Consider the following 23,011-nt stretch of genomic DNA (forward strand, 5'->3'; position numbering starts at 1 on the left):
TTTTGTATAATGGGTCAGCGACTTAATCTGACGAGCAAGCTTAAGCCGGTAGGTGTAGGCGCAGCGAAAGCGAGTCTGAACAGGGCGTTCAGTTCGTCGGATTAGACCCGAAACCGGGTGATCTAGCCATGAGCAGGCTGAAGGTGCGGTAACACGCACTGAAGGGCCGAACCGACGTCTGTTGAAAAAGACGCGGATGACTTGTGGCTAGGGGTGAAAGGCCAATCAAACTCGGAAATAGCTGGTTCTCCGCGAAATCTATTTAGGTAGAGCGTCGGACGAATACCTCAGGGGGTAGAGCACTGGATGGGCTAGGGGGATTTACCATCTTACCAAACCTAACCAAACTCCGAATACCTGAGAGTACTATCCGGCAGACAGACGGTGGGTGCTAACGTCCATCGTCAAAAGGGAAACAACCCTGACCGCCAGCTAAGGCCCCCAAATCATGGCTAAGTGTGAAAGGATGTGGGGATCCCAAAACAACCAGGATGTTGGCTTAGAAGCAGCCATCATTTAAAGAAAGCGTAACAGCTCACTGGTCTAGACAAGGGTTCCTGCGCCGACAATGTAACGGGGCTCAAGCCATGTGCCGAAGCTGCGGGTGTGACGCAAGTCACGCGGTAGCGGAGCGTTCCGTAAGCCTGCGAAGGGAGACTCGTGAGAGCTCCTGGAGGTATCGGAAGTGCGAATGCTGACATGAGTAACGACAAACAGTGTGAGAGACACTGTCGCCGAAAGTCCAAGGGTTCCTGCGTAAAGCTAATCTGCGCAGGGTTAGCCGGCTCCTAAGGCGAGGCCGAAAGGCGTAGTCGATGGGAATGAGGTGAATATTCCTCAGCCTGCGGGTAGTGACGAATGCCGTGTATTGTCAGGTCTTATTGGATTGATCTGGCAGTGAAGGTGTTCCGGGAAATAGCTCCCGCGTATAGACCGTACCCTAAACCGACACAGGTGGACTGGTAGAGCATACCAAGGCGCTTGAGAGAATGGTGCTGAAGGAACTCGGCAAATTGCCTCCGTAACTTCGGGAGAAGGAGGCCCTGGTGTTGGGCAACCAGCATCAGGGGGCACAGACTAGGGGGTAGCGACTGTTTACCTAAAACACAGGGCTCTGCGAAGCCGTAAGGCGACGTATAGGGTCTGACGCCTGCCCGGTGCCGGAAGGTTAAGAGGAGAGGTGCAAGCTTTGAATCGAAGCCCCGGTAAACGGCGGCCGTAACTATAACGGTCCTAAGGTAGCGAAATTCCTTGTCGGGTAAGTTCCGACCTGCACGAATGGCGTAACGACTTCCCCGCTGTCTCCAGCACCTACTCAGTGAAATTGAATTCCCCGTGAAGATGCGGGGTTCCCGCGGTCAGACGGAAAGACCCCATGAACCTTTACTACAACTTTGCACTGGTATTCGTGTTTGCATGTGTAGGATAGGTGGTAGGCTTTGAAGTTCGGGCGCCAGCTCGGATGGAGCCATCCTTGAAATACCACCCTTGTGAATATGGATATCTAACCGCGGCCCGTCATCCGGGTCCGGGACAGTGCATGGTGGGTAGTTTGACTGGGGCGGTCGCCTCCCAAAGTGTAACGGAGGCGCGCGATGGTGGGCTCAGAGCGGTCGGAAATCGCTCGTCGAGTGCAATGGCATAAGCCCGCCTGACTGCGAGACTGACAAGTCGAGCAGAGACGAAAGTCGGCCATAGTGATCCGGTGGTCCCACGTGGACGGGCCATCGCTCAACGGATAAAAGGTACTCTGGGGATAACAGGCTGATGATGCCCAAGAGTCCATATCGACGGCATCGTTTGGCACCTCGATGTCGACTCATCACATCCTGGGGCTGGAGAAGGTCCCAAGGGTTCGGCTGTTCGCCGATTAATGTGGTACGTGAGTTGGGTTCAGAACGTCGTGAGACAGTTCGGTCCCTATCTGCCGTGGGTGTAGGAAAATTGAGAGGATCTGTCCTTAGTACGAGAGGACCGGGATGGACGTACCTCTGGTGGACCTGTTGTGGCGCCAGCCGCATTGCAGGGTAGCTACGTACGGACGGGATAACCGCTGAAAGCATCTAAGCGGGAAACCCACCTCAAAACGAGTTTTCCCTTGAGAGTCGTGGTAGACCACCACGTCGATAGGCCGGGTGTGGAAGTGCGGCAACGCATGCAGCTTACCGGTACTAATCACTCGATCGGCTTGATCGCCCTCATTAACAATGCCCATCGCATCCGCGATGCGCTCCAATGATCAATTCCAGCTTCTTCCCTTTCTGCGCTTTGCCGGCCTGGTGGTCATGGCGAGGAGCCTGAACCCGATCCCATTCCGAACTCGGCCGTTAAACTCCTCCGCGCCAATGGTACTGTGTCTCAAGACCCGGGAGAGTAGGTCGCTGCCAGGCCTGCAAAACGCAGAAAGAAACAACCTCTCTTCACGCCTTCCAAAAAGCCCCCGTTCAGGTGAACCCTGGCCGGGGGCTTTTTGTCGTCCTGAACACCCCATCACCCCCAAACGGACGCCCAGCCACGCCCGCCCCAGAGCATCGGCCGCACAGGCGGAGCAGGGGGCCTGAGCCCATGCACTCGCGCACCTCGCCCCACCCCGGACGCGCAAGAGCCATCCAGCCGCCTCACCCCCGGCCCGAAAACCCACCGCGCCACCGCGACCATCCTCCGTCAAACCCCCGCCGACAGTCAGGCCCGCCACAACCCCAGCCGCAGACCCCCGCGGTCCAGCGCGACCGACCCCGGAGTGCACGAGGCGAGTGGACGAGGCGATCAGCGCGATGCCCAGGCCAGGCGCACCACCAACCCCTCGTGATCGCTCAACACAAGACCATCCGGCGTGTGGCGGGCAATCACTGCGTGCGACACCAGATTCAGACCGGACAAGGCCAGGCAATGGTCGATCGCCGTCTCCGCCGGACCCGCCGAGCCGACGAGCTCGGACGCAGCTCTCGACAAGGCCGGCGGCTCTGTGGGCCGCCGAGATTTCGACCGCCTTCGGGACCCGCATCGGCATCGCGCCCGTCGGCTTCGCGTGGTCACAATGCATGCTGGCCAGGCGCAAGGTTAACAAATGCTTGCGCGATTGCCGCGTCTATTCATTCCCGGGAAGAGCAATATTCTCACTCTGTCGTGAGTTGCAGTTGACTAACGAAGCTAAAGCACCGCCATTCTAGGCGCGCCGGCGGGGAGCGAATCGAGCCATCTCCGCATCTGCCGGCATCCGGCTCGTCGCCTCGCGGCGGGCAGGCTCGCCGGCCTCGCCGGTGCTTTATACGGGGAAGGATTATCTATGCGATTCATCACGATCGGGCTGGCGGCCGCCGCTCTGACAGCCGGCATTGCCGCCGCCTCCGCCCAGACCATGAGCTATTCCGACGCCGGCGCTCTCCTCGCGAAGAGCTGTGGCAAGGATATCGAGAAGTACTGCGCCAAGATCAATCTCGGCGACGGAGCCCTGCGGGACTGCCTCATGGGACCGAATGCCAAGGTCAATCCGCAGTGCGTCGCCGACTACCAGGCGGTCGTCGCTTCGCTGACCAAGCGCGCTGCCGCGCAGGCCGCCGTTCCGAAGCTCTGCCGCAACGACGTGGCCCGCCATTGCCAGGGCATGGTCCCGGGCGACGCGCATTTCCTCTCCTGCCTGAACGCTTCCTATCGCGTCGTGACCGCCGCCTGCAATCAGGCGATCGTCGATGCAGGCTGGCGCTGAGCGGCGTGACGGATCGGAAGGAACCAAGATCATGAAGAAGACCCGCATCGCCGCGCTCGCCGCCGTCCTCGCCTTTGCCGGGGCCACGCTGCCGGCCTCGGCCCAGACCGCGCTCAGCGAAAACCAGATCCTGCAGAGCCTCCAGAGCGCCGCGCGTGTCGCGCCGCCGAATCTCTCGGCCGCGCTGATCGCCAACGCCGTGCAGGAGCACATCAAGAACAATCCGGGCATGCCGATCACCTGGACGCCGCTCCAGCTGCTCGACGGCCTCGCGCAGATCAATGTGCAGATCCAGTTCGCGCTCAACTCGGACATCATCCGCCCCGAGTCCTATGCGACCATCGGCTCGATCGCCGACGCGCTGCATCATCCGATTCTCGCCGGGTACAAATTCGTCGTGACCGGCAATACGGACACGACCGGCGACCGCATGAAGAATCTCGAGCTCAGCCAGCGCCGTGCCAACGCGGTGATGAACGCGCTCGTCACCGTCTTCAACGTCGATCCTGCCCGCCTCGAGGCCGTCGGCCTCGGTCAGGAGAATCTGCAGGACGTGCAGAACCCGACCGATCCGATCAATCGGCGTGTCCAGCTCATCAATGTCGGCAAGTATCTGCCCGGCAAGTAGGGATTGTCCCGGCCGATAGGCCGCCGGGATCGATCGCGAAGCTCACGAGGGCCGCGGCTGCCGGAAGGCGGCCGCGGCCTTCGCGTCAAAGGCGATAGAAGGCGACCGCGTTGTCGCGCCAGAACTTCCGGCGTTCGTCCTCGCTGGTGCCAGCTAGGAGGTCGTCGAGGATCTCGATCCAGCGGCGATAGGTGATCGCGAGCGTCGAAACCGGCCAGTCGCCGCCGAACATCACGCGGTCGAAGCCGAAGGCGTCGATGGCGATCGAGACGTAGCGCTTCAGTTGGTCCTCGGTCCAGTTGCGGTGGTCTGCCTCCGTCGCAACGCCCGAAATCTTGCAGACGACATTGGGCCGGCGGGCCAGCTCACGCATCTCCTCCGCCCAAGGCGAGACGAGGCCATCGGCGATGCCTGGCTTCCCGATGTGGTCGAGGATCATCGGCACGGACTCGACCCTATCCGCGAAGGCGATGACATTGGCGAGCTGCCGATGAAAGATGCAGACATCGAAGCTGAACCCGAACTCGGAAAGCATCCTCACGCCGTCCATGAAGCCGGGCCTCAGGCAGAAGTCGTCAGCCTCGGATTGCAGCAGCCGGCGGACTCCGCGCACCAGCGGCAGCTCGGAGAGGGCTTCCAGATGAGACCGGACCGCCTCGCCCTGCTCGAGCGGGGCAGCGGCAACGATTCCCTTCAGGCGTGGTTCCTGGCGGGCGAGTCCGGTGACCCACCGCGCCTCGTCCAGCGCCTGGCCGGCGTTCACCGCGCATTCCATGAACACCATGGACTCGAGCGGCAGCGCGGCGCTGGCGGCCGCGAATTCCGGCAGCTCGAGGCGCCGGTCGAGCGTGTCGTTGCCGGCGATCCAGTCATAGCCGAGTCGCATCGGGTCCCAGAGATGGACATGCGTGTCGACGAAGGGGATGGTGGGCATCAGTCGTTTCCTCGCCGGGCTCTGGTCATCGGCAAGCGGTTCTGCATCGGGCTCTCCTCCCTGTTCCCCGGCCTCGGCTTCTCACTCCTCGGGGGAGGGGGCCGCGTCCGCTCCCTCGCATAGCATGCCGGAATGGACGAGGCGATGAGCGGCGGTTGTCCCAAACCATCCACCGCAAAGCCCGTCATCCGGTTGACATTCGCGGACCGCCTGCCTATGGTCCGGCCAACTTTCGAGACGGGCGCCTTGGGCGCTCGTTTCGTTGTAGGCCTCAGGAATTGCGGAACTCTGCGCCATGAAAATCAAGAACTCGCTCAAGGCGCTGCTCGGGCGCCATCGCGCCAATCGGCTCGTGCGCCGCAAGGGCCGCGTCTTCATCATCAACAAGGTCAACCCGCGCTACAAGGCGCGCCAGGGCTGATCTCTGGCGTCCGGTTCTCCGGACGCGCTCGTGATTTGACGATGCCTGCATGCCGTCCTAGCTTGGATCGCATGCAGGCATTTGTCTTCAAGGCCATCGTTCTTGCCGCCTTGCTCGGTTGCGCCGCGCCGACGCTGGCCGCGGAGCCTCCCTCTGCCGCAAGCCCTTCGCCGTCGCAGTCGCTGGCGAGCAAGCCGCTCGGCGAGATGTCGATGGACGAGCTCTTTGCGACCCTTGCCGACCCGGCCAATCCTGTGCGAGGGCGCGCCGCCGAGAAGGAGATCCAGCGCCGCTGGTCCCGCTCGGGCAGCGCCACCATCGATCTCCTGATGAGCTGGGCGCAACAGTCTCTTGCCGCCAAGGAATATGGTCGCGCCCTCGATTTTCTCGATCAGGTCGTGATGCTGAAGCCCGACTATGCCGAGGGCTGGAATCGCCGGGCGACCGTATTCTATCTCCAGGACGAGTATGGCAAGGCACTCTCCGACATCGAGAAGGTGCTGGTTCTGGAACCGCGCCATTTCGGCGCCCTCGCCGGAATCGGGACGATCTTCGAGGAACTCGACCGCAAGGCCGACGCGCTGGCGGCCTTCGAGAAGGCGCTGGCGATCGATCCCTATCTCGACGACGATGTCCGCAAATCCATCGAGCAGCTGAAGCCCGACGTCGAGGGCGAGCAGATCTGACGTCGGCCCGCATCCGTCTTTCCCGGAGCGCCCGCCTCGGCTAGGCTGGGATCGGGCCGGAGGTGGCCTGCAGTCCGCACCCGCACGGCTATGGCGAACGCCTCCATGCGCTGCTCGTCCTCCACGTTCAATCGTCGGGCGAAGGCGTCGGCAATGCGGACACCGGCGATGGCTTTGCCCGTGCGAGGGAACGGACATGCGCGATCATCGCGATGCCAAGCTTATGGCCAAGGCTCTTCGCCAGGCCCTCAAGGCCCGGGGAACTTCAATCAACCATAGTGATGCGCTTGAAATCGTCGCGTCGCAGTTCGGGTTCAGCGACTGGAACGTCCTGTCGTCGATCGTCGAGCGGGAGGCCAGGCCGCCCGATACGCCGCAATTCGAACAGGCCGTTCCGATCGTGCGCATTTTCGATGTCGGGAAGGCACACGAGTTCTATCTCGGGTTTCTCGGCTTCTCGGTCGACTGGGAGCATCGCTATGGCGAGAACTTCCCGCTCTATACGCAGGTCTCTCGCGCCGGATTGCGGCTGCATCTCTCCGAACATGCCGGGGACGCGACGCCAGGCTGCAACATGGTGGTCGGCATGACCGGGATTCGCGCGCTCCACGCCGAACTCACCGGCAAGAACTATCGCTACATGAAGCCCGGCCTCTCGGAAGAGGGTACTCGGCTCGAGCTGGAGGTCATCGACCCCTTCCAGAACCGGATCCGTTTCATGGAACGGACGGATCGCTGAGCCCCAAGACGACGATGCCCGGGCCGAGCCCGGGCATCGCTGCGTCCTGCCGCCTGGCGGGTCCGGCTAGTAGCTTGCGCCCTCGCTGCCGGCGCCGACGAAAGCGATGCGCAGCATGTTGGTCGCGCCCGGCGTGCGCAGCGGCACGCCGGCAGTGATGATGATGCGGTCGTTGGCCTGCGCGAAGCCCTCGCGGCCGGCGATGTGGCAGGCGCGGTTGACCATGTCGTCGAGATCGTAGGCATCGTCCGAGACCACGCAGTGGAGACCCCAGACGATCGACAGGCGCCGCGCGGTCGCCTCGATGGGCGAGAGCGCGATGATCGGCGTGCGTGGCCGCTCGCGCGCGGCGCGCAGGCCGGTCGACCCCGACGCGGTGTAGCAGCAGATGGCCGAGAGATTGAGCGTCTCGGCGATCTGGCGCGCTGCCGCGGAGATGGCGTCCGCGCCGGTCGCTTCCGGCTCGGTGCGCTGCGCATGCATGATGTTCTTGTGGTTGATGTCGCGCTCGACCGCGGCGGCGATCTTGTCCATCGTCGCAACGGCGTCGATCGGGAACGCGCCGGCCGCCGATTCGGCCGACAGCATGATCGCGTCGGCGCCCTCATAGACGGCGGTCGCCACATCGGACACTTCGGCCCTGGTCGGAACCGGCGCCGTGATCATCGATTCGAGCATCTGCGTCGCGACGACCACCGGCTTGCCGGCTCGGCGGCAGGCGCGGGTGATCTGCTTCTGGATGCCTGGCACCTCCTCGAGCGGCATCTCGACGCCGAGATCGCCGCGCGCCACCATGAGCGCGTCGGAGATCTCGATGATCTCAGCGAGGCGCTGAACGGCCTGCGGCTTTTCGATCTTCGACATGATGCCGGCGCGGCCGGCGGCGATCTTGCGCACCTCGGCGACATCCTCGGGGCGCTGCACGAAGGAGAGCGCGATCCAGTCGACCTTCGCCTCGAGCGCCGCGTCGAGATCGGCGCGGTCCTTCTCGGTGAGCGCTCCGGTGCGGATCGTCGAATCCGGCACGGAAACGCCCTTGCGGTCCGAGAGCTTCGTTCCGACCTCGACCGTCGTCAGAGCAGACTTGCCGTCCGTCGACACGACGCGTAGGCGCACCTTGCCGTCGTCGATGAGCAGCCGGTGGCCAGGCTCCAGCGCCTCCAGGATCTCCGGATGCGGCAGGAACACGCGGCCTGCCGTGCCCGGCGTCGGGTCCGAATCGAGCGTGAAGGCCTGGCCGACGGTGATCTCCACCGCCTTGTCGGCAAAGGTGCCGAGGCGCAGCTTCGGTCCCTGCAGATCGGCGAGGATGCCGATCGGACGACCTTCCTCGCGGTCGATCTCGCGGATGATCGACACGAGCTCATGCAGCCTGTCGTGCGGCGTGTGGCTCATATTGATGCGGAACACGTCGGCTCCGGCACGGAACAACGCCAGGATCGTCGCCTTGTCGGAGGAGGCGGGTCCGAGCGTCGCGAGAATCTTGACCTTACGCGACCGTCTCATTGCGTCTTCGCTCCTGCTTGGGCGGGTTCGTTCAATTGGATTGTCCAGTTCGTCTGTTCGCCGGTGTCCACTTCGAAGAACCCGGTGCGGTTGAAGCCGCGGGCCACGCAGTCCTCCGTGCCCTGGATCGTGAACATCTTGTCCTTGGTGCACATCACGTATTTGCCGCTCCATTCGCCGCCATGGTCGTAGTCGACCGCGTAGACGTAATAGAAGCGTGACACCAGCGTGCCGCTGACGAGCGTTTCACAGCTGTTGACGGGAATGTTCCACCAGCCTTCCGTCGTCCAGATTTTCTTGTCCTTGTAGCCGATGGCGACGCCAACCCGGTTGTTCGTCTTGTTGCAGAGCCTGAGATCGGCAAATGCAGGAGCCATGCCAACGCTCGGCGCCAGCAGGAACCCTGCGGCGAGCGCGATCGCCGCAGCGAGACTGCGCCCCGACAACATGCGGCGCACCATCAAGGTGATCGAACTCTCGACATGGTCGCGCGCTTTATGGGCGCGATTTTTTTCGGCTGTCAACGGTCTGGCCGCCGCCGGGGCGCCGGCGCGGTGCGAAGGAGCGAAAACAAGGGTCATGCGTCTTCGGATTTGGGGATCGCAGGCGCCCCCGCGCGGTTCGCGGCGGCGACCTCCGATGATCGCGCCAAAGGCGGCGGCATCATGACGCCGCCCCGGCGTCCGGCCGAGCAGGGGCCTTGCGCGGCCGCGCTACCATGATCCCGGCGAGGATGAGCAGGCCGCCCACCGCCTGCGGCAGCGAGATGGACTCGCCGGCGAACAGCCAGCCGAAGATCGCGCCGGCAATGGCCTCGAGGAAAATCACGAGGGCAGAGAAAGCGGCCGGCAGATGGCCGAGCGCGAAGGCGAGCAGACCCTGGCCGCCGGCATGGCTGACGAAGGACAGGCCGACAATGGCGGTGGCGCCCTCCACGGTCTTCGGGAGGATGCGGGGTTCGATCGCGAGTGCCACGGCAAGGAGCGCCAGGCTCGTGACGATCGTCGAGAGGAAGGTGATCTTGGCGGCCGATTCCGTCCTGCGCGCCACGCGCACCGGCAGAAAATAGGCGCCGAAGAACAGCGAGGTGGCGAGGCCGCAGAGATCGCCGAAGAGGCGGTCGGGCGCGAGCTGCCAGCTCATGCCGATCAGGAAAGCTGCTCCGACGAGGCAAAGCCCGAGGCCGGCGAAGACGCTGCGGGGAACGTGCTCGCCGATGAAGAAGCCCGAGCCGAGCGCGACCCAGACGGGCGCCATGGTGGCGAGGAACACGGCGTTCGCGACGGAGGTGTTGAGGATCGCGAGATGCCAGAAGATGAGGTCGGCGGTGAAGAACAGGCCCGCATAGATGATGGCGGGGCTGAAGCGGAAGAGATCGCGCAACGTCCTGCCGGACCGCCGACCCTCGACATAAGCCCAGGCGAACAGCAACGGGATGGCGCCGCCCACGCGCCAGAACGCGCTGGCGAACGGACCGACCTCGGCATGGCGCACGAAGATCGGCGAGATTGCCATGGCGAGGGCGCCCATGACGAGGGCCGGCAGGGCCAGCGTCTGCGCCCCCTGGCGGGATTGGTCGGTCACGGTCGGGATCCAGTCGGGGACGGGGTGCAAAGGCTATGGCGGGTTGCCGCCCCCGTCAGTATCATCATGGCCATGCACGACAAGCCCCCCTTCAGCGGCCCGACCTCCGATGGCCCGGCCGATCGCCGATCCATGACGGCGGCCGCGCTTCTTCAGGACATCGACGCGCCGGCCTTCGAGCAGATTGGCGGCGACGCATCGGCCGGCCTGCTGCTGCTTTGCGACCATGCGTCGAATGCCGTGCCGGCGGATTATGGACGGCTCGGTCTCGACGAGGCGGCCTTCGAGCGTCACATCGCCTATGACATCGGCGCCGCCGCGGTGACGCGTGGCCTCGCCGCGCGCTTCGGCGTTCCGGCCGTCCTGTCGCGCTTCTCGCGGCTCCTCATCGATCCCAATCGCGGCCTCGACGATCCGACACTGGTGATGCGGCTGTCGGACGGCGCCGTCATCCCCGGCAATGCGCGGGCGGACGCCGCCGAGCGGCAGCGGCGGATCGACCGCTTCTACCGGCCCTATGACGAGGCGGTGGGCGCGCTGATCGATGCCGCGATGGCAAGCGGCCGCATTCCGGTGATCCTCTCGGTACACAGCTTCACGCCGGTCTGGAAAGGCGTGCCGCGTCCCTGGCAGGCGGGCGTACTCTGGGATGCCGATCCTCGCTTCGCGCGGCCCCTCATCGAGGGGCTCGCGGTCGACCGGCTTCTGACGATCGGCGACAACGAGCCCTATCACGGGGCGCTGAAGGGCGACACGCTCTATCGCCACGCGACAAGGCGCGGCCTCGCCCATGCGCTGATCGAAGTGCGCCAGGATCTCATCGCCGATGCCGCCGGCGTCGCCGACTGGGTGGAGCGGATCGGCGCCGCGCTGGATGGCATGGGGCTCGACCGGTCGCCGCACGGCGTCCTGATGCACGGCTCGCTCACCGGCCCGGTCGAGCCGCTTCCGTGGAGTGTCTAACATGACCGAACTCGACGCTGCGACCCGCACGGAGCTCGAAGCCGCCGCCTTCCGCCGCTTGCTGGAGCATCTCGGCGGCCGGCCCGACGTGCAGAACATCGATCTCATGAATCTCGCGGGCTTTTGCCGCAACTGCCTCGCCAACTGGTATCGCGAGGCGGCCGAGGCGAAGGGGATAGCGCTCTCCAAGGACGTATCGCGCGAAGTCGTCTACGGCATGCCCTATGAGGCCTGGCGGGCGGCGAACCAGCGCGACGCGAGCCCCGAGCAACTCGCCGCCTTCGAGACGAGCCGGCCCAAGGAATGAGCGGTGGATAAGCCCGGAAAGCCGTGGACCGCGGCGGTGCGCCCTTGGGGCGGCTTGACCGGGCCGAAGGAAACGGGCAGTGACCCTGCCTCAGTTCACAGTTTCGAGGACAGCAGCCATGTCGAATGACGACGTCCAGGGCATCGCCGCGGCCCAGCTCCGCTCGATCGTCGAGCGGATCGAGCGTCTCGAGGAAGAGAAGAAGGCGATCGCCGACGACATCAAGGACGTCTATGGCGAGGCCAAGGGCAACGGCTACGACACCAAGGTCCTGCGGACGATCATCCGCCTGCGCAAGCAGGACGCGAATGAGCGCGAGGAGCAGGACGCGATCCTCGACCTCTACAAGCAGGCGCTCGGTATGGTCTGAATCGACCGACCAGATCCACTTCTACGGCAACATCCACTTCTACGGCAACGCCCGGGCTTCGCCCGGGCGTTTTCGTTTGGATTCCTCGGTCTCTCGCGGGCGCAAAAGAAAACGGGCGCCGCGTTGCCGCGGCGCCCGTCGAAATCGATCATGGACGAGGTGCCTAGCGCTTCATCGCAAGCTTCGTGCTGCCGAGATCGGCCGAGGCGAAGGTCACCGTGACAACCGGCTGGAACAGCGGGCCCGAGAAGCGATCGGTGCGCAGCCCCTCATAGGCGATGCGGCCGAAGCCCAGGCGGACGGCGCGCTCGGGCGACGTGAACAGGGCGGGATCGCCGAACGGACGCGGCATCTCGAGTTCCGCATAGCCCTTCTGGCGGGTCGACCCCTGGCGGGTGACCAGCTCGATGGTGTCGGCCGAGTAGCCGAGCGCCGTGAAGCGGGCCAGCGGATCCTGCCAGTCGTCGGCGCTCTCCATCGGCGCGCCGGTGACGTCGGCGGAAGCCGAAGCCGCCCGGCCGGCGACAAGCGCGCCGGTGCTGGCGTCGATACGGGGCGCGCCTTCGTCGGCAGCGGCATAGGCCAGAACCGGAGCCGGTCCCATGCTGCCGCCCTTGCCGACCGCGTCGGCGATCGCCTCGGCGGCAGTGGCCGGCTGATGGGGCTGCTCGGAGGCATCGAAAGCCGCGAGCTGGGCCGCGACCGCCGGACCGGAAGCGCCGCCCGTCGACGATGCGCTGGCGAGCGCCACCATCGGGTTGGCGACCGCCGGTTGAGCGGCAGGGGAACTGCGCGGAACAGGGGCGGATGCGTCGGCAACCACCACCGGGGCCTCCTCGGCGGCCTCGTTCGCGACCGGCGACGGCCTCGGAACGGGGGCCATGGCGACCACGGTTTCTGCGTCCTCGGCCGCGGCCACGGGCGCATCGGCGGCGCCGTCATCCTGCTGCTGTGGCATCGGCGAGCGGCGAGGCAGGGGAGCCATCGCCACCACGGTCTCGGCCGGAGCGGCTTCTACGTCCGGAGCGGCCTGCGGCGCCTTCACCGTCGCGGTGGCCGGAGCATCGCTGTCGTCGTCGGCCGCCGGGGCCGGAGCCTTGGCTGCCTTTGCGGCGACCTTCACGGTCGGGGCCGGGATATCGGAGTTATCCTCTTCCTCGTCGGCACCGCCGCCGAAGAGACGCGCCAGGAAGGACTTGTTGCCGTTTCCGCCGGAGGAGGCGCTGGCCAGAACGATGTCGTCATTGCCGCCGGCCTTGCGGGACTTGTAGGCGGCGAGCGCGGCGGCGTAGCCGGGCAGCGGCTTGCCATCGTCGGGGATATGCATCGTCTTGCCGTCCGGGAACAGGCGTACGAGCTGCTGGCGGCTCATGCGCGGCCAGGAACGGACGCTGCCCGTGTCCATGTGGACGAAGGGAGATCCGGAGGTCGGATAGAAGCCGACGCCACCGACCTGCATCTTGAAGCCGATTTCGCGGAGCTTCGTCAGCGGGACGTCCGGGATGTAGAAGTCCATCGCCTTGCCGAGCATGTGCTGGCTCTGCTTGGCGACGCCGCGGGAGCGGGAGCGGAGCATGCCGTTGGTCTCGGGCGAGCGATAGCCGCAGACGACCTGGATCGGCACCTTGGATCCGCTCTGCTGATAGACCGACCAGATCAGGTCGAACAGCCGCGGGTCCATGTTGGTGGGCTGGTTCTTGCGCCAGTCGCGCAGCAGATAATTGAGCTTCTTGAGCCCGGCCGGATCGTAGCGGCCGTTGCGCTTGAAGACGATCGTCGCGCTCTCGTTGGTATGGGCGTTGTGAAGGGTGAGAGCCCGGTCTCCGGCGGCAGCGTCGGCATCACCGACCTTGGCCGTCACAAGAATTGCTCCGGCGACGAGTGCCGAGGCCGTCGCGAAACGGATGGAGGAGAAGACCCGCTTCCGCCAACCGTCTGTGCGCTGAGACTCTTTCATGAGACTAGTCAACCTGCTTCTGCGTCCACGGCCCGTTCGGGCGCCCCCGTCGAGGGCAGAATGCTCGAATAGAGTTAACCAGCATTTACCGTGATCGTCATTGCCTGACCCCAGTATCCGCGCGCGGCTCTGCGTACCGATACGGAGCCACCATCAGCAGCAATCGTGGCGAGAACGGGGCAACACGATGACCGCGTCTGGAAGCTCCAAACGCGGTTTCGCATGTTCGGCAGGGAATGTCGACCGCTGATCGCGGTTACGCGGCGGCAGGCCGCAGCGGGGAGTTCTTCTCAGAGGCCGAGGGCGCGCTCCACGCGGGCGTTGTAGCCATAGATGTCGGGTCGCGTCTGGAGCGTGCCCGAATCATCCACGAAGGCGGTGAAATAGGTGATGTGGACGGGGATATGCTTGGGAAGATTGACCCAGCTCTCCCGACCTCCCACCATCTTGCGCAGCCTTTCCTTGGTCCAGCCGCCCTGATAGGCGAGGAGCACGTCGGCGAATTCCAGCGGGTTCTGGACCCGCACGCAGCCATGGCTGAAAGCGCGCTGGTCGCGCTGGAAGAGGCTCTTCGAAGGCGTGTCGTGCAGATAGACCGAGTGCTCGTTCGGGAAGAGGAATTTGATCGAGCCGAGCGCGTTGTCGTCGCCCGGCCGCTGGCGGATCTGGATGTTGCGCGCACTCGCCGTGCTCCAGTCGACCGAGCTCGGGCTGACCGGAACGACCTTCCCGTTGACCTTGGCGAGCACCTGATAGCCGTTGCGTGACAGATAGGATGGATCGCGGCGGACGTTCGGCAGCATCTCCTTCATGGTGATGGAGGCCGGGACGTTCCAGCTCGGATTGACCACGATCGATTCCATCTCGTCGGAGAAGATCGGCGTCTGGTTCGTGACCTTGCCGGTCACGACGCGGGTTTCGTGCACCACCTTGCCGTCATCGACGATGCGCACCTGGAACTCGGGCACGTTCACCTCGACATGGAAGGCGCCGAGGTCGCGCGGCAGCCAGCGCCACCGCTCCATATTGGCGAGGATCTCGGCGGTGCTGTCCTTGCCGGCGCGGTTGAGGAAGGCGATCGTGTTGCCCCCCGCCGCGCCGTCGGCCTTGAGGCCGCTCTCGGCCTGGAAACGGGCCACCGCCTCGGCCAGCGCGTTGTCGTAGAGTTCGGGCTTCTCGGTCGCCGCCGGCAGGCCGAGGCGCGCACGCAGCTGGGGCACGCGCGGATCGCTGACGCCGAGCTTCATCAGCTTGCCCTCGGCGATCGGCGCCGGCGCCTCCGTCGCGGGCAGCTTGCGGGCGTCTGCGAGCGCCGCCTTGAGCCGCTGATAGCCGGGATGCGGCGGGTTGTAGGCGATGACGGCCGCGCTCGCATCGGGCGCCGCGGAGACGCTCGCCAGGATCTCGACCGGATCGGGCAGCAGCGGCTTGATGGTGATGAGCTTGCCGATCGAGGACGGGTCCAGACGGCCGGCATAGGCCTGGCGGGCATAGAGCAGCAGCGCCCGGTCGAGCGTCAGCTCTGCGGCGGCCGTGAGGTCCGGCCCGAGCGGCGCCGTTTCGCCCAGCGTTGCGACGGGCAGGCGATACGCTGCCGGATCGAGCCCTTCCTCCGCGGCCGCGCCGATGGCGGCCATCACGGCCTTGGCCGCCGGCGTGTAGCGGCCGTCCCTGACCCAGACGGGCTGATAGTCCCGCGCCGAGTAGAACTGCTCCATCGCCGCGCGGTCGCGCTTGTCGAGGAAGCTCTCCTTGGTCGGGGCGATGGCGAGCGCTGCCTTGAGGGCGATCGCGGCCGGGTCGCTGGCGACATCGGCCATGGTGAGGCTGGCGGCGCTGCCCGCGCGCTCTCGGAAGGTCTGGCCCTCGGGCAGGAACGCAGACGCTGCGCCCGCCGAAAGCGCCAGGAGCGCCGTGCCCGCCAAAGCCGTCCGCAACACCCTGCCGATCATCGTCCGATCCTCACCCTGCACCGACAAGATACGCGCCAGCGGGCCTGTCGTTCCCACCCGGCTCCCGTTCGAGCCGGCTCTTTCTTGAACACCGGAATGCGGCACGGCGCTGCGACCGCGATCACTCCGTCGCCAGTTCCTCGTCCTCTTCGGCAATGCCGAGTTCCTTCAGCTTGCGATAGAGGGTGGAACGGCCGATTCCGAGTTTGCGCGCCACCGTTGCCATGCGGCCACGGTAGCGCTCGACGGCGAGGCGGATCATCTCCGCCTCGATCGCTTCGAGCGTCCTGATCTCGCCGTCGTCGCCGAGGGCCGGCAGCCAGCCTTCGGGCAGCGCCGTCTCGAAGACAGGTGGCTCCGCTCCAGCGTCGCCGGCCACCTCCACGTGGGGCGGCTCGAAGCGATGGGGCGCGATCTGGGGGAATTCCTCGCGGGTCAGTATGACATCGTCGGCGAGGACGACCGCGCGGAACATCACGTTTTCGAGCTGGCGGATATTGCCCGGCCAGTCATGGCGCATCAGGAGATCGAGCGCCTCCGGCGCGATGCCGGCAAGGCGCGGCTTCCTCTCCTCGGCCGCGAACCGCGTCAGGAAATGACGGGCGAGCTCCGGGATGTCCTCGCGCCGTTCGCGGAGCGGCGGCACGCGGATCGGGAAGACGTTCAGCCGGTAATAGAGATCCTCGCGGAAGCGGCCCTCGCGGACGAGGGCGATCAAATCGCGGTTTGTCGCCGAAATCAGACGAAAATCAACACGGACCGAACGTTTCCCGCCCACCGGATCGATCTCGCCCTCCTGCAGCGCCCGCAGCAGCTTCACCTGCGCATCGAGGGGCAGCTCGCCGACCTCGTCGAGGAACAGCGTGCCGCCATGTGCCTCCTGGAACTTGCCGGCATGCTTCTCGGTCGCGCCGGTGAAGGCGCCACGCTCATGGCCGAACAGGATCGATTCGACGAGATTGGCGGGGAGGGCGCCGCAATTGACCGTGACGAAGGGCTTGGCGCGACGATCGCCCGAGCCCTGGATCGCGCGGGCGATCAGTTCTTTGCCGACGCCGCTCTCGCCTTCGATGAGGATCGGGATCTGGGAGCCGGCGGCGCGGCGCGCCAGCGCGATCACCCGGTCCATCGCCGGACTGGCCGTGACGATGTCGCGGAAACCGAGCATGCCGGAGGCCGAGCGCCTGGCGCGCTGGAGCTCGCCCTCCAGGGCGCCTAGCCGCAGCGCGTTGGCGATCGAAACCTCGATGCGCTCCGGCGAGACCGGCTTCACGACGAAGTCGCTTGCTCCGGCCCGCATCGCGCCGACGACCGTGTCGATGCCGCCATGCGCCGTCTGCACGATTACCGGAAGCGTGCGACCGAGCGCGGGCAGGCGCTCCAGCACGCCCATGCCGTCCAGTTCCGGCATCACGAGGTCGAGGATCATCAGGTGAAAGCGGTCGCCGTCCGGGCCGGCGAGCATCTCGACCGCTGCGCGGCCGTTGTCGAGCGTGACCGCGCTGTGGCCGAGACGCGTAGCGGCCGCCTCCAGCAGCCGACGCTGCACGGGATCGTCGTCGACGATGAGAATTCTCGATGACATCGGCGGCCGGTTCTCTCCGGCCAGCGCGCTCCCCGACGCTGCCCGCGTGGGGGCTGGCCACGGACGGCATGATCGCGGCCCTTCCTTAACGCGGGCCTTACGGCAACCTCTGTCGCCGGCGGGTATTGAACGGGACCTCTCCAGCGGGGCGTGTCGATCCCGCCTGTTGATCCCAACGCTCCTCCCACCCTATCTAGCCCTTCGAACCTTCCCAGAGCGGACCCCTGCCCATGACCCTGCGCCAGACCTTCAGCTCCGCCGCCGCGACCAGCGCGGCCGGGGACATCGGCCATCTGCCCGAATGGGACCTGACCGATCTTTATCCAGGCACCCAGTCTCCCGAGATCCAGGGCGACCTCGGGCGGGCGGCGCGGGATAGCGAGGCCTTCGAAGGCCGCTGGAAGGGAACGCTCGAGGTGCTGGCGCGCGAGGGCGGGCTGGTCGAGCCGATCCGCCAGTACGAGGAGCTGGACGAACTGCTGGGCCGCCTCGTTTCCTATGCCGGCCTGGTCTATTCGGGCGATACGACCGACCCCGCCGGCGCCAAGTTCTATGGCGACGTGCAGCAGAAGGTGACCGATGCCAGCACGCATCTCCTCTTCTTCACGCTGGAGATGAACCGCATCGACGACGCGCTGATCGAGGCGGCGATGGTGGCCGATCCGGCGCTCGCCCACTATCGCCCCTGGCTCGAGGATCTGCGCAAGGAGAAACCGTACCAGCTCGAGGACCGCGTCGAGCAGCTGTTCCACGAGAAGTCGGTCACCGGACGGGCTGCGTGGAATCGCGTCTTCGACGAGACCATGGCCTCGCTGCGCTTCGACGTGAACGGCGAGATGCTGACGCTCGAGCCGACGCTCAACCTGATGCAGGACCCGGACGAGACGAAGCGCAAGGCGGCCGCGGATGCGCTCGCCGCGACCTTTGCCGAGAATATCCGCCTGTTCACGCTGGTGACCAACACGCTGGCGAAGGACAAGGAAATCTCCGATCGCTGGCGTGGATTCCAGGACGTCGCGGAATCGCGGCATCTCGCGAACCGGGTCGAGCCCGAGGTGGTCGACGCGCTGGTCGCGGCCGTCCGGGCCGCCTATCCGCGGCTCTCGCATCGCTATTACGCCCTGAAGGCGAAGTGGTTCGGCAAGGAGCGGCTCGACCACTGGGACCGCAACGCGCCGCTGCCGAAGGTGGCGAGCCGGACCATTCCCTGGACGGAAGCGCGGGAGACCGTGCTCTCGGCCTATCGCCGCTTCTCGCCGGAAATGGCGGCGATCGCCGAGCAGTTCTTCGACAAGGGCTGGATCGACGCTCCGGTGCGACCCGGCAAGTCACCCGGCGCCTTCGCGCATCCGACGGTACCCTCGGCGCACCCCTATGTGCTGCTCAACTATCAGGGCAAGACGCGTGACGTGATGACGCTCGCCCATGAGCTCGGCCACGGCGTGCACCAGGTTCTGGCGGCCCCGCAGGGGCCCCTGATGGCGCCGACGCCGCTGACGCTTGCCGAAACCGCGAGCGTGTTCGGCGAGATGCTGACCTTCCGCGCGCTGCTCGACGCGACCACCGATCCGGTGCAGCGCAAGGCGATGCTCGCCTCGAAGGTCGAGGACATGATCAACACGGTGGTGCGCCAGATCGCCTTCTACAGCTTCGAGCGCAAGGTCCATACCGAGCGCCGCGAGGGCGAGCTGACTTCGGACCGGCTGAACGCGATCTGGATGGACGTCCAGCGCGAGAGCCTCGGCGACGCGATCCGCCTTGGACCGGGCTACGAGCTGTTCTGGACATATATCCCGCACTTCATCCATTCTCCATTCTACGTCTACGCCTATGCCTTCGGCGACTGCCTGGTGAACTCGCTCTATGCGGTCTATCGCGAGGCGGAGAGCGGCTTCCAGGATCGCTATTTCGCGCTGCTGAAGGCGGGTGGAACGAAGCATCACGCAGAGCTCCTCGCCCCCTTCGGCCTCGACGCCACCGACCCTCAGTTCTGGCAAAAGGGCCTCTCGGTGCTCGAAGGCTTCATCAGCGAGCTGGAGGCGATGGAGGAATAGGAAGAGGGCGGTTATCTGCGGGGTTCGGGAGGCGGCCCTTTGGCCTCTCCCATGGGAAAGGTCGGACCGAAGGTCTGGGTGAGGGCGTGACCTCTTGGGCGACGTAACCTCTCACCCTATGCGCTTTCTGCGCGTCCACCTCTCCCTTGGGGAGAGGTGGAGATGACGTATTCCTACCGCCTGGCGTGGTCTCCCGCCGCGGCGGCTCGCCGCGTGCCCTTGCAGCTTCGGCGCCGCGCCGCATCTTAAGGGTCCAGTCCCAGCCGAGCGCCCCCAGCCGAGAGACCAATGTCCGATTCCGAACGCAACCGTCTCACCGGCCGCCTTTCCCGCTATGCCCGCGTCGGCGTGAATGTGGGGGGCGTCGCGGCGAAGGTCGCGTCGTCGCGTCTGTTCGGCTCCTCGCTCGACAAGGGCAAGAATGCCGCGGAACTCGCCACGGCGCTCGGCGGCCTCAAGGGTCCGCTGATGAAGGTCGGTCAGATCCTCTCCACCGTGCCCGATCTCGTTCCGCCGGAATATGCGGCCGAGCTGTCGCAATTGCAGTCGAACGCGCCGCCGATGGGCTGGCCTTTCGTGCGCCGCCGCATGCAGGCCGAACTCGGGCCGGACTGGGAGAAGCGTTTCGCCTCGTTCGAGCGGCAGCCGGCGGCGGCCGCCTCGCTCGGACAGGTGCACCGTGCGACGGCCAAGGACGGTAAGGCGCTTGCCGTCAAGCTCCAGTATCCGGACATGCAGTCCGCGGTCGAAGCCGACCTCACCCAGCTCAAGATGCTGTTCTCGGTCTATCGCCGCATCGATTCCTCGATCGATACCAGCCAGATCTACGAGGAGATCGGCGCGCGCATCCGCGAGGAGCTCGACTATGGCCGCGAGGCGCGGCATGCGCTGCTCTACAAGATCATGCTCGACGGGGCGCCGATCGTGCGCGTGCCCGAGGTGGAGCCGAGCCTTTCGACCGGGCGGCTGCTGACGCTGACCTGGCTGGACGGGGGCCGGCTGCTCGACTTCCGCGACCGCCCGCTCGACGAGCGCAACCGCATCGCGACCGCGATGTTCACCGCCTGGTGGTCGCCCTTCGCCCATTACGGCGTCATCCATGGCGACCCGCATCTCGGCAACTACACGGTCTTCGAGGAGGAGGGTGTCGCAGCGGGCATCAACCTGCTCGACTATGGCTGCATCCGCATCTTCCCGCCGTCCTTCGTCGCCGGCGTGGTGGACCTCTTCCACGGACTGCTCGAGGACGATCGCGCGCGGGTGGTTGGAGCCTATGAGAGCTGGGGCTTCAAGGGTCTCTCCGACGAGCTGATCGATGCGCTGAATATCTGGGCGCGGTTCATCTATGCGCCGCTGCTCGACGATCGCGTCCGCACCATCGCCGACGGCGTCGCGCCTGCCGAGTATGGCCGCCGCGAGGCCTTCCGCGTGCATCAGGTGCTCAAGGAAAAGGGGCCGGTCACGGTGCCCCGCGAATTCGTGTTCATGGACCGCGCGGCGATCGGGCTCGGCGCGGTGTTCCTGCATCTCAAGGCGGAGATGAACTTCCACCGCCTGTTCATGGAAACCCTCGACGGCTTCGACGTCCGCCTCCTCGGCCATCGCCAGCAGGCGGCGCTCGGCGGCGTCGGCCTCGCCTGACGCTCCGTCGCGGCGGCGCGTCAGCGTGGCCGATTGCAGGCCATGCCGCTTCTGCGATATAGCCCCGGTCAGCTGCAATCCGTCACGAGGGAGACGAGCCGATGGCTGACAACGCGATGGACTATCCCGAGCACGAGCGCACCTATGCGTTCTTCACGGCGCTCACCAAGTGGGGAACCATCGCTGTCGTCGTGATCCTCATCCTGATGGCGTTCTTCCTGCTCTGAGCATCGACGGGCCGCCTGCCGGCGACCCGATGCAAGGCGGAGCCCGCGCGGCCTCCGCTCACAGTCGAGGACAATCCATGAAGATCGCTGTTCCCGCGGAGATCGACGGCGGGGAGACGCGTGTCGCGGCGACCCCCGACACGGTCAAGAAGTTCGTGGCGCTCGGCGCCGAGGTCGTTGTCGAGCGCGGCGCGGGCCTCAAATCGCGCATCATCGACGCCGACTATGAGGCCGCCGGAGCGCGCATCGCGGACGACGCCGCGGCGACGCTCGCCGATGCCGATGTGGTGCTCAAGGTTCGCCGTCCGGGGGCAGCCGAACTGCCGACCTACCGGCGCGGCGCACTCGTGATCGCGACCATGGATCCCTATGGCCACGAGGACGCGGTGGCGGCGATGGCCGAAGCCGGCGTCTCGGCCTTCGCCATGGAATTCATGCCGCGCATCACCCGCGCGCAGGTCATGGACGTTCTTTCCAGCCAGGCGAACCTTGCCGGCTACCAGGCGGTGATCGACGCCGCGGCCACCTATGACCGCGCGCTGCCGATGATGATGACCGCCGCCGGCACCGTGCCGGCCGCCCGCGTCTTCGTCATGGGCGCAGGCGTCGCCGGCCTTCAGGCGATCGCCACCGCCCGCCGCCTCGGCGCGGTCGTGACCGCCACGGACGTCCGCCCGGCCGCCAAGGAGCAGGTGGAGAGCCTCGGCGCCAAGTTCATCGCCGTCGAGGACGAGGAATTCCGCCAGGCCGAGACCGCCGCCGGATATGCGAAGCCGATGTCGGCCGAATATCAGGCGAAGCAGGCCGCGCTCGTCGCCGAGCACATCAAGAAGCAGGACATCGTCATCACCACGGCGCTCATCCCCGGCCGCGCCGCGCCACGACTGGTCACGGCGGCGATGGTCGCCTCGATGCGTCCCGGCGCCGTGCTCGTCGACCTCGCCGTGGAGCGGGGCGGCAATGTCGAGGGCAGCGTCGCGGGCGAGGTCGTCGACATCGACGGCCGGCGTATCGTCGGATACCTCAACGTCGCCGGCCGCATCCCGGCGACCGCCTCGCAGCTTTACGCCAAGAACCTCGCCGCCTTCCTCGAGACGATGATCGACAAGGCCTCGAAGCAGGTCGCGGTCAACTGGGACGACGAGCTGGTGAAGGCGACGCTTCTCACGCGCGACGGCGCCATCGTGCATGCCGCGTTCAAGCCCAAACTCGCCGAGACGGTCCCCGCCTGACACAAGGAGCCATGGCCATGGCCAATCTGACGCCGGAACAGGCGGCGAGCGCCGCGCGGGCCGCTGCCGATGCCGCCACCGCAGCCGCGCAGGCGGCCCAGGAAGCGGCCGCGGCCGCCCATCAATATGCCGTCCAGGCCGGCGTTCCCGGCGAGGGCGGCCTCGGCGACGCCGCTGCGATGGCGGTGCATGCCGCCTCGGGCGGGGTCATCGACCCGTTCGTCTTCCGCCTCTCGATCTTCGTCCTCGCGATCTTTGTCGGCTACTACGTGGTCTGGTCGGTGACGCCGGCGCTGCACACGCCGCTGATGTCGGTCACCAACGCGATCTCCTCGGTGATCGTGGTCGGCGCGCTGCTCGCCGTCGGCGTGGAGGCCGTCGGCAATTCCACCGGCCATTCGCTCGCGCAGGGCTTCGGCTTCGTGGGCCTCATCCTCGCCAGCGTGAACATCTTCGGCGGGTTCCTCGTCACCAGCCGCATGCTGGCGATGTACAAGAAAAAGACGAAGTGAGGACGCC

At 66.0% G+C, this 23,011-nt stretch carries 20 protein-coding genes and 2 rRNA genes (1 of these 22 cut by a window edge); 15 read left to right on the forward strand and 7 right to left on the reverse strand.

Annotated features, from left to right (window positions below):
* The 4 genes from QO015_RS17845 to QO015_RS17860 form a co-directional block, all read left to right on the forward strand.
* A 23S ribosomal RNA gene (locus QO015_RS17845) occupies positions 1–2,196 on the forward strand; it begins 553 nt to the left of the window's first position.
* Between the two features lie 79 nt (positions 2,197–2,275).
* A 5S ribosomal RNA gene (rrf, locus tag QO015_RS17850) occupies positions 2,276–2,390 on the forward strand.
* Positions 2,391–3,286: 896 nt separating this feature from the next.
* Positions 3,287–3,706: a cysteine rich repeat-containing protein gene (locus QO015_RS17855; RefSeq protein WP_266283306.1), complete on the forward strand. Its 420-nt coding sequence runs from the start codon at positions 3,287–3,289 to the stop codon at positions 3,704–3,706.
* A gap of 31 nt (positions 3,707–3,737) precedes the next feature.
* Positions 3,738–4,334 carry an OmpA family protein gene (locus QO015_RS17860; protein WP_266283308.1) on the forward strand — a complete coding sequence of 199 codons (597 nt, stop codon included), beginning with the start codon at positions 3,738–3,740 and terminating at the stop codon, positions 4,332–4,334.
* Positions 4,335–4,419: 85 nt separating this feature from the next.
* Here QO015_RS17860 and QO015_RS17865 read toward each other — a convergent pair whose 3' ends face one another.
* Positions 4,420–5,268, reverse strand: a complete 849-nt coding sequence (locus QO015_RS17865; protein WP_266283310.1) for an amidohydrolase family protein — start codon at positions 5,266–5,268, stop codon at positions 4,420–4,422.
* A gap of 295 nt (positions 5,269–5,563) precedes the next feature.
* Between QO015_RS17865 and ykgO the strand changes: the two genes are divergently transcribed.
* From ykgO to QO015_RS17880, 3 genes are all read left to right on the forward strand, one after another.
* Positions 5,564–5,689 carry a type B 50S ribosomal protein L36 gene (ykgO, locus tag QO015_RS17870; protein WP_073057941.1) on the forward strand — a complete coding sequence of 42 codons (126 nt, stop codon included), beginning with the start codon at positions 5,564–5,566 and terminating at the stop codon, positions 5,687–5,689.
* Positions 5,690–5,760: 71 nt separating this feature from the next.
* Positions 5,761–6,375 carry a hypothetical protein gene (locus tag QO015_RS17875; protein WP_266283314.1) on the forward strand — a complete coding sequence of 205 codons (615 nt, stop codon included), beginning with the start codon at positions 5,761–5,763 and terminating at the stop codon, positions 6,373–6,375.
* A 196-nt stretch (positions 6,376–6,571) separates the two neighbouring features.
* Positions 6,572–7,114, forward strand: coding sequence for a glyoxalase superfamily protein (locus QO015_RS17880; protein ID WP_266283315.1), 543 nt, complete (start codon positions 6,572–6,574; stop codon positions 7,112–7,114).
* A 66-nt stretch (positions 7,115–7,180) separates the two neighbouring features.
* Here the strand turns inward: QO015_RS17880 and pyk are convergent, their stop codons facing one another.
* The 3 genes from pyk to QO015_RS17895 form a co-directional block, all read right to left on the reverse strand.
* Positions 7,181–8,620 carry a pyruvate kinase gene (gene pyk, locus QO015_RS17885; RefSeq protein WP_266283316.1) on the reverse strand — a complete coding sequence of 480 codons (1,440 nt, stop codon included), beginning with the start codon at positions 8,618–8,620 and terminating at the stop codon, positions 7,181–7,183.
* A complete protein-coding gene (locus QO015_RS17890; RefSeq protein WP_266283317.1) occupies positions 8,617–9,201 on the reverse strand; it encodes a DUF1036 domain-containing protein in 585 nt (194 codons plus the stop codon). The genes pyk and QO015_RS17890 overlap by 4 nt, the downstream gene beginning before the upstream one ends.
* Positions 9,202–9,283: 82 nt before the next feature.
* Positions 9,284–10,204: a DMT family transporter gene (locus QO015_RS17895; RefSeq protein WP_266283318.1), complete on the reverse strand. Its 921-nt coding sequence runs from the start codon at positions 10,202–10,204 to the stop codon at positions 9,284–9,286.
* A 132-nt stretch (positions 10,205–10,336) separates the two neighbouring features.
* Between QO015_RS17895 and QO015_RS17900 the strand changes: the two genes are divergently transcribed.
* From QO015_RS17900 to QO015_RS17910, 3 genes are all read left to right on the forward strand, one after another.
* Positions 10,337–11,167: an N-formylglutamate amidohydrolase gene (locus QO015_RS17900; RefSeq protein ID WP_266283319.1), complete on the forward strand. Its 831-nt coding sequence runs from the start codon at positions 10,337–10,339 to the stop codon at positions 11,165–11,167.
* A gap of 1 nt (position 11,168) precedes the next feature.
* Entirely contained in the window at positions 11,169–11,474 is a 306-nt protein-coding gene (locus QO015_RS17905) for a DUF1244 domain-containing protein (RefSeq protein WP_266283320.1), read from the forward strand.
* Between the two features lie 118 nt (positions 11,475–11,592).
* Positions 11,593–11,844 (forward strand): DUF2312 domain-containing protein, encoded by a 252-nt coding sequence (locus tag QO015_RS17910; protein ID WP_266283321.1) that lies wholly within the window; start codon positions 11,593–11,595, stop codon positions 11,842–11,844.
* 163 nt (positions 11,845–12,007) lie between these two features.
* On the opposite strand, the gene mepK is transcribed toward QO015_RS17910, so the two are convergent.
* From mepK to QO015_RS17925, 3 genes are all read right to left on the reverse strand, one after another.
* Positions 12,008–13,750 carry a peptidoglycan L,D-endopeptidase MepK gene (gene mepK / locus QO015_RS17915; RefSeq protein ID WP_503128755.1) on the reverse strand — a complete coding sequence of 581 codons (1,743 nt, stop codon included), beginning with the start codon at positions 13,748–13,750 and terminating at the stop codon, positions 12,008–12,010.
* 341 nt (positions 13,751–14,091) lie between these two features.
* Positions 14,092–15,753, reverse strand: coding sequence for a L,D-transpeptidase family protein (locus QO015_RS17920; RefSeq protein WP_266283325.1), 1,662 nt, complete (start codon positions 15,751–15,753; stop codon positions 14,092–14,094).
* 121 nt (positions 15,754–15,874) lie between these two features.
* On the reverse strand, positions 15,875–17,338 hold the full coding sequence (locus QO015_RS17925) for a sigma-54-dependent transcriptional regulator (protein WP_266283327.1): 1,464 nt from the start codon (positions 17,336–17,338) through the stop codon (positions 15,875–15,877).
* 230 nt (positions 17,339–17,568) lie between these two features.
* Here QO015_RS17925 and QO015_RS17930 point away from each other — a divergent pair, with 230 nt between their 5' ends.
* The 5 genes from QO015_RS17930 to QO015_RS17950 all read left to right on the forward strand — a co-directional run bounded on the left by QO015_RS17930 (position 17,569) and on the right by QO015_RS17950 (position 23,004).
* Positions 17,569–19,392, forward strand: a complete 1,824-nt coding sequence (locus QO015_RS17930) for a M3 family oligoendopeptidase (RefSeq protein ID WP_266283328.1) — start codon at positions 17,569–17,571, stop codon at positions 19,390–19,392.
* A gap of 288 nt (positions 19,393–19,680) precedes the next feature.
* Complete coding sequence (locus QO015_RS17935; RefSeq protein WP_266283329.1) at positions 19,681–21,033, forward strand: ABC1 kinase family protein; 1,353 nt, start codon at positions 19,681–19,683, stop codon at positions 21,031–21,033.
* Between the two features lie 101 nt (positions 21,034–21,134).
* Positions 21,135–21,260, forward strand: coding sequence for an aa3-type cytochrome c oxidase subunit IV (locus tag QO015_RS17940; RefSeq protein WP_266283330.1), 126 nt, complete (start codon positions 21,135–21,137; stop codon positions 21,258–21,260).
* A 77-nt stretch (positions 21,261–21,337) separates the two neighbouring features.
* Positions 21,338–22,492, forward strand: a complete 1,155-nt coding sequence (locus QO015_RS17945) for a Re/Si-specific NAD(P)(+) transhydrogenase subunit alpha (RefSeq protein ID WP_266283331.1) — start codon at positions 21,338–21,340, stop codon at positions 22,490–22,492.
* Positions 22,493–22,509: 17 nt separating this feature from the next.
* Positions 22,510–23,004 (forward strand): proton-translocating transhydrogenase family protein, encoded by a 495-nt coding sequence (locus QO015_RS17950; protein WP_266283332.1) that lies wholly within the window; start codon positions 22,510–22,512, stop codon positions 23,002–23,004.
* Positions 23,005–23,011: the final 7 nt, after the last annotated feature.

Source organism: Kaistia geumhonensis (assembly GCF_030815145.1).
Lineage (GTDB): Bacteria > Pseudomonadota > Alphaproteobacteria > Rhizobiales > Kaistiaceae > Kaistia > Kaistia geumhonensis.

What these genes read in the sequence shown, in the direction of transcription:
- QO015_RS17855 (WP_266283306.1), top strand. Translation starts at nt 3,287, where the DNA reads ATGCGATTCATCACGATCGGGCTGGCGGCCGCCGCTCTGACAGCCGGC.
- QO015_RS17860 (WP_266283308.1), top strand. Translation starts at nt 3,738, where the DNA reads ATGAAGAAGACCCGCATCGCCGCGCTCGCCGCCGTCCTCGCCTTTGCC.
- QO015_RS17865 (WP_266283310.1), bottom strand. Translation starts at nt 5,268, where the DNA reads ATGCCCACCATCCCCTTCGTCGACACGCATGTCCATCTCTGGGACCCG.
- ykgO (WP_073057941.1), top strand. Translation starts at nt 5,564, where the DNA reads ATGAAAATCAAGAACTCGCTCAAGGCGCTGCTCGGGCGCCATCGCGCC.
- QO015_RS17875 (WP_266283314.1), top strand. Translation starts at nt 5,761, where the DNA reads ATGCAGGCATTTGTCTTCAAGGCCATCGTTCTTGCCGCCTTGCTCGGT.
- QO015_RS17880 (WP_266283315.1), top strand. Translation starts at nt 6,572, where the DNA reads ATGCGCGATCATCGCGATGCCAAGCTTATGGCCAAGGCTCTTCGCCAG.
- pyk (WP_266283316.1), bottom strand. Translation starts at nt 8,620, where the DNA reads ATGAGACGGTCGCGTAAGGTCAAGATTCTCGCGACGCTCGGACCCGCC.
- QO015_RS17890 (WP_266283317.1), bottom strand. Translation starts at nt 9,201, where the DNA reads ATGACCCTTGTTTTCGCTCCTTCGCACCGCGCCGGCGCCCCGGCGGCG.
- QO015_RS17900 (WP_266283319.1), top strand. Translation starts at nt 10,337, where the DNA reads ATGACGGCGGCCGCGCTTCTTCAGGACATCGACGCGCCGGCCTTCGAG.
- QO015_RS17905 (WP_266283320.1), top strand. Translation starts at nt 11,169, where the DNA reads ATGACCGAACTCGACGCTGCGACCCGCACGGAGCTCGAAGCCGCCGCC.
- QO015_RS17910 (WP_266283321.1), top strand. Translation starts at nt 11,593, where the DNA reads ATGTCGAATGACGACGTCCAGGGCATCGCCGCGGCCCAGCTCCGCTCG.
- QO015_RS17920 (WP_266283325.1), bottom strand. Translation starts at nt 15,753, where the DNA reads ATGATCGGCAGGGTGTTGCGGACGGCTTTGGCGGGCACGGCGCTCCTG.
- QO015_RS17925 (WP_266283327.1), bottom strand. Translation starts at nt 17,338, where the DNA reads ATGTCATCGAGAATTCTCATCGTCGACGACGATCCCGTGCAGCGTCGG.
- QO015_RS17930 (WP_266283328.1), top strand. Translation starts at nt 17,569, where the DNA reads ATGACCCTGCGCCAGACCTTCAGCTCCGCCGCCGCGACCAGCGCGGCC.
- QO015_RS17935 (WP_266283329.1), top strand. Translation starts at nt 19,681, where the DNA reads ATGTCCGATTCCGAACGCAACCGTCTCACCGGCCGCCTTTCCCGCTAT.
- QO015_RS17940 (WP_266283330.1), top strand. Translation starts at nt 21,135, where the DNA reads ATGGCTGACAACGCGATGGACTATCCCGAGCACGAGCGCACCTATGCG.
- QO015_RS17945 (WP_266283331.1), top strand. Translation starts at nt 21,338, where the DNA reads ATGAAGATCGCTGTTCCCGCGGAGATCGACGGCGGGGAGACGCGTGTC.
- QO015_RS17950 (WP_266283332.1), top strand. Translation starts at nt 22,510, where the DNA reads ATGGCCAATCTGACGCCGGAACAGGCGGCGAGCGCCGCGCGGGCCGCT.